Origin of the sequence: Micromonospora sp. GCM10011542 (assembly GCF_042650685.1) — a bacterium.
Lineage (GTDB): Bacteria > Actinomycetota > Actinomycetes > Mycobacteriales > Micromonosporaceae > Micromonospora.
Window position 1 is genome coordinate 5,956 of record NZ_JBHSBO010000004.1, and the last position, 5,290, is coordinate 11,245.

A 5,290-nucleotide genomic window follows, 5' to 3' on the forward strand; every position below is an offset into this window, starting at 1 on the left:
GGGGGGGCGATCAGGGCGAGGGCTCGACCGCTCAGGCCGCTGTTCTCGCGAAGTTTGGTAAGCGCTCAGGCGAGGTCGGGGGCCGGGATGTCGACGTCGGTCAGGTTCACGTTGTTGAGGTAGTTCGTCAGCAGTGCCCGGACTTCGGTCCTCGCTGTGCCGGCGCTACCGCTCAGGAGCTGCTCAGCGATGCGTCGTGAGCAGTGCGCCGGAGGTCAGCGCGTGTCAACGCTCGTTGACTTGCACGTCGCACGCATCACCCGCAGCTGGTCCTGGTCCGGGCAGGACACAACAAGGTCGGCGTATCCCACTCCCGGCGGACGAAGACATCCCTCTTGCGTCGCGGCCTGCCCTGGAGGCCATCCAGACGCAGCTGGGTGGCGGTCCGGACATTCATCGCGTCCTGTCCACCGCCCGGCCGTACTGAACGGCTGGAATGATCTTCAGGGCACCCCTGGTCGCGCTCTCGATGCCACGGCGCGGCACGGCATCGCTCATGCTGTCAACTGACACCTCGGCCCGGGTGGGCGCGCGGACCGGGGTCCGCGCGCCGTGGGTGTCAGGCTGTCGCCCGCTTCGGGAGCTTCCATCCGGGGCGGGGGAAGTGGCAGGTGTAACCGTTGGGGTAGGTCTGCAGGTAGTTCTGGTGCTCGGGCTCGGCCTGCCAGAAGTCGCCTGCCGCGGTGACCTCGGTGACGACCTTGCCGGGCCACAGGCCCGAGGCGTCAACGTCGGCGATCGTGTCCTCGGCGACCCGCTTCTGCTCGTCGCTGGTGTAGAAGATCGCCGAGCGGTAGCTGGTGCCGATGTCGTTGCCCTGGCGGTTCCTGGTCGAGGGGTCGTGGACCTGGAAGAAGAACTCGAGCAGCGCACGGAAGTCGGTCTTCTCGGGGTCGTAGACGACCTCGATGGACTCCGCGTGGGTGCCGTGGTTGCGGTAGGTGGCGTTCGGCACGTCGCCGCCGCTGTAGCCGACGCGCGTGGACACGACGCCGGGCTGGTGGCGGAACAGCTCCTCCATGCCCCAGAAACAGCCGCCGGCGAGGATTGCCCTTTCGGTGGTCACGTCGCCTCCTTACTTGTCGTCGGTTTCAGTGTTGGTGTCACTCGTGAGCAGGCTGCGGTATTCGCCGTAGCCTGCGTCCTCTAGGTCGTTGACGTGGATGAACCGCAACGACGCGGAGTTGATGCAGTAACGCAGTCCACCCTTGTCGGGCGGACCGTCGTTGAAGACGTGGCCGAGGTGGCTGTTCCCGTGCAGCGAGCGGGCCTCAGTCCGGAGCATCCCGTGGCTGGAGTTCTCGCACTCGATGATGTTCGTCGTGGCGATCGGCTTCGTGAAGCTCGGCCAGCCGGAGAGTTGCTGTCGTGGCAAATGTACAGACACCCTACGGGCCGGCTGCATCCCCGCAGGCCCTCCATTGGAAGGACCAAAAGGTCCGTGGATGATTACCGCAAGCGGCCTGCCAGGGTACCCAGTTATGGCAGTTGAACGCAGTTGTCTCGCCCCCACTGTAGCACCTGCTTGACCTCAGACTGGACTCGGCAGACCAGTTATACCCCGACTAGGTTCGGGGCGTCCGACTGGGATGACGATCATCCGCGTTCGTCGCGAGCGACACCGTCGCGGCCCTCGACGACGCCATCGCCCCCTTCAACCCGACCAAGCTGATCCGAGGCGTCCTGGACGACGTGCGTGTGCAAGGCAGACGGTCACCGATCATGTGCCCGATCGTGCGCACCTTCATCGAGCACAACCCCGAGTACGCCGACCTCATCGACCCCGAGCACCGGGTGCAACCCAGGGTCACTCCCACTTGCCCTGAACCCACCTGCTAGCTCCCCCATCAGAAGGTGTGACAACAACGGCCAATCTCGAGGCACTTGGGCCTCTCCACCCGCGACATCCCCGCGGCCCTGTCCGCTTGCGCCGGTCTCCTCGTACTATCTGCCGCACTCATATTGGTCTCGTCCTTGCGCACCTCAACGGTGCCGGTGATCGCTCATGTTCTCTTTCTCGCCTTGTTCGTCTTCGGTCGGTGGCCTCGATCAGTTCTCGCCAAGCGCACGGACGGACCACCTGTCCAAAGCGCCGGCACTCGGCCGGTGCATGGCGAGCAGTCAAGTGCCATACTTGGACCTCATGGTCCAAAACGGGGCCCGTCTGATCGCGCGGCGTAAGTACACGTTCGAAGGGGTGAGCCGATGACCAATGAAGGACAGCCACAGGTAGCCGAGGAGCTGATCGACAGCCTCGATCATGGCCGCTTTGAGCTCTACCGCGACAGCGAGCTAGTCGGCTGGCTCTACTACACCCACCTGAAGCCCAACCGGTACGCCCTCCGGCACACCGAGGTCGAGTCGAGTCATCAACACCAGGGCGTGGCGGGCGCGATGGTGCGGCGAGTACTCGACGAGATCCGTGCCCGCGAGGGCACGATCACTGCAATCTGCCCCTTTGTGGTCGACTACCTCTCGCGGACGACCACCTATGTCGATTTGATCGACGCCCGACACCCCGGCTACTCCGATCGTGCTGCTGCCGAGCGGGCGATGGCCGGTAGCTGAGACTACCGGGCCGAGCGCCGGAGACCCCTCGGACAAGCCCTATCGCGGCCTCACGACGTTGTCGCGCCGTGGCCTAGTTCCTCCGCAGCATTCTGGGAGATCAACCGCAGCGCGCGATAGCCGCAACTGAACGTGTATCACCCGCTACACGGATCAGGCAGTGAAGATCACGTCGTCGGAGGTGTGACGGTACGCTGGCCGGTATCCGCTCCTGCGGGTGGCTGGCCTACCTTGCGTGGCGTCGACCCGATCTCCGCTCCCGCTCCGATACCCGGGCATGCAATGACGAGATGTACCAGGTTGCTTGAGCCGGCCCAGCGCCAGACGATGCAGCGGAACTTGGATGCGCCCTCCCGTGACCTGCAGCAGCCTAATCGGCACGCTGGTCACGTCCCGTCCTGGCGCACGTCATTGGTCGCTGGTCGCCGACGTTTCACGCTGTCTTGTGCCCCGTGTGTGCCCCCGATGGCTCCATGACCTTGAACGGCTCTCGGAATATGGCGGGCAGGTCGCCCAGGAAAGCGAAAGCCGGCCCGCCCCAGCTGGGGTCGGTGTCGTTGTGCTCCGTGGTCCGGAAGACGGTCATACCGACCGCTGCCGCCCCGGCCAGCTCACCGTCTGCGCCGTCGCCAACAAATACGCACTCCGCCGGCCCAACGCCCAAGCGCTCGGCAGCAAGGTGATAAATCGCCGGATCTGGCTTGGCCAGCCCGACATCGCAGGAGAAGATCGCGACATCGAACCGGCGGGCGAGCGGACTCTGCGGCCATGCCTCGGCAGTGTCCGAGGTGGCGTTGCTGATGAGGGCCAGCGGATGCCCGTCGCCGCGTAGCGCGTCGAGCACGTCCAGGGTGGCGGTCGAGACGGTGTCCAGCACCCGGCGTCCAAGGGCTCGCCGATGCGCACCGGCCCGTGTCACCTGTTCGTTGGTCGGTGTGCCGCCGAGGCGTCCGGCGAGGATGCGGATGGTCTCCTCCACGTCCCACCGGACCAGCCGGTCCCGCCAGGTGGCGTGGTACGCGGCGACCAGCTCGGCCGGAGCCACCCCGACCATGACCGCCATCTCGCCGACTACCCGGTCACGCTCCTCGTCGGCACCATGGATCAGGGTATGGAAGAGATCGAAGATCACTGGCCGAGACATCTCAGCATCCTACTGAGATCGCCACCGCTGCCACCTTGCTTGCCATCCCGGCTGCCATCGACCCACCCGTCTGGGGAGCAGGCCGCTGCCCGGCCCGCCACGTCATCAGGACCTGCGTGACACTCCGCCGCCTGTGGCACGAGCCCTACGCCAGGGTCAGGTCGCCGAGCTCATCCAGCGGCGATGGATGGAAGGAACTCGCCGGCCACTCCCATCGCCCGTCCGTCTAACGCCGGCCGCTCGATTCCAGGCCACGGCAGCACGTCCGCAGTTGCCACCGCTGCCGCATGTCAGAATGCTCCCAAACCTGGAGCAGAGCTGGCAGAACGGGCGACCCGATGAAGACGAGCAGAGCGGCCAAGCTGCTGCGGAGAGCCGGGGATCCGCAGCGGGCTACGTTCCTGGAACTCTTCTTCGACCTGGTGTTCGTCGTCGCGCTCGCTCAGCTCTCACGCGGACTGGTCGAGGATCTCGGGTGGAGCGGTGCCTTCCGGACGCTGGTGCTGTTGCTGGCCATGTGGTGGGTCTGGTCCAGCACCGCGTGGATAACCGACCGGACGAACACCCGACAACCGGCAATCCAGGCACTGGTCATCGCGACCATGGTCGGCAGCCTGGTGATGGCGGCCGCGCTGCCCGAGGCATTCGGCGACACAGGCCTGATCTTCGCGGGAGCCTACGTCGCCGTCCAACTCGGCCGCGGGCTCGTCCTCGCGGTCATCTTTCGTGGCCACGAGCTGCAGCGCCACGCCGTGCGCGGGCTGTTCTGGTACGGTCTGTCGGCGCTGCCGTGGATCGCGGGGGCGCTCGTGCACGGTACGGCGCGTGACGCGTTGTGGGCACTCGCGGTGGTCCTCGACCACACGGCAGGCTCACGCGGCTTCCCCACCCCGGCGGCGGGCCGTACGCCCAGCCAAGACCTTGTGATCTCGGACGAGCACCTGTCCGAGCGCTACCGGCAGCTCTTCATCATCGCGCTCGGCGAGCTGATCCTGGTTACCGGACTGGCGTTGAGCAACAGCGGCTTCGCGCCTGATAAAACCGCAGCGTTCGGAGTGTCGATCGCGACCACCGTGCTGCTGTGGCGGATCTACATATACCGCGCTGGGGAGGTCCTGGAGGGAGCGATTGCCGCGTCTACCGAACCGGCCCGCCTCGCCCGATCGGCGTCGTACGCCCACCTGGTGATGGTGGCCGGCGTGGTCGTTGCCGCCGTCGGCGCCGAACTCGTCCTCGCCCATCCACTCGGGCACACCCCACCGGCCTGGATCGCCGTCATACTCGGCGGACCCGCGTTGTACGTGGCCGGACGCGCCCACTTCGAGTACGCCGTGTTCGGCCGCGTGTCCCGGTCCCGATCGATCGGCGTGCTTGTCCTGGGCGCCCTGACACCGGCGATGCTCGCCCTTCCGCCACTGCTGGTCGCCACCGCCCCTGCCGTTGTCCTAACCGGGATCGCCATATCCGACGCAGCCCGCGCCCGTGGACGCCCGCCCGAGCCGCCGTCACCACCCAGCTAGTGCGGTGTCCACTAACGTTCACCGGGTTTGCGGTGGGTGTTGTGGATCCTCGCCGTGT

At 66.4% G+C, this 5,290-nt stretch carries 4 protein-coding genes and 1 pseudogene; 2 read left to right on the forward strand and 3 right to left on the reverse strand.

What is annotated here, in order from left to right; genetic code table 11:
• Window positions 1–559: 559 nt before the first annotated feature.
• Both msrA and ACFOW4_RS01320 read right to left on the reverse strand, forming a co-directional pair.
• The gene (msrA, locus tag ACFOW4_RS01315) at window positions 560–1,066 is read right to left on the reverse strand and encodes a peptide-methionine (S)-S-oxide reductase MsrA (RefSeq protein ID WP_377523688.1); all 507 of its coding nucleotides are present in this window, start codon (window positions 1,064–1,066) and stop codon (window positions 560–562) included.
• 9 nt (window positions 1,067–1,075) lie between these two features.
• Window positions 1,076–1,354, reverse strand: a pseudogene (locus ACFOW4_RS01320) (peptide-methionine (R)-S-oxide reductase); the annotation flags it as partial.
• 851 nt (window positions 1,355–2,205) lie between these two features.
• Here ACFOW4_RS01320 and ACFOW4_RS01325 point away from each other — a divergent pair.
• Window positions 2,206–2,568 (forward strand): GNAT family N-acetyltransferase, encoded by a 363-nt coding sequence (locus ACFOW4_RS01325; RefSeq protein ID WP_377523690.1) that lies wholly within the window; start codon window positions 2,206–2,208, stop codon window positions 2,566–2,568.
• Between the two features lie 433 nt (window positions 2,569–3,001).
• On the opposite strand, the gene ACFOW4_RS01330 is transcribed toward ACFOW4_RS01325, so the two are convergent.
• Window positions 3,002–3,700: an HAD family hydrolase gene (locus ACFOW4_RS01330; protein WP_377523691.1), complete on the reverse strand. Its 699-nt coding sequence runs from the start codon at window positions 3,698–3,700 to the stop codon at window positions 3,002–3,004.
• 350 nt (window positions 3,701–4,050) lie between these two features.
• Here ACFOW4_RS01330 and ACFOW4_RS01335 point away from each other — a divergent pair, with 350 nt between their 5' ends.
• Window positions 4,051–5,232 (forward strand): low temperature requirement protein A, encoded by a 1,182-nt coding sequence (locus tag ACFOW4_RS01335; RefSeq protein ID WP_377523693.1) that lies wholly within the window; start codon window positions 4,051–4,053, stop codon window positions 5,230–5,232.
• Window positions 5,233–5,290: the final 58 nt, after the last annotated feature.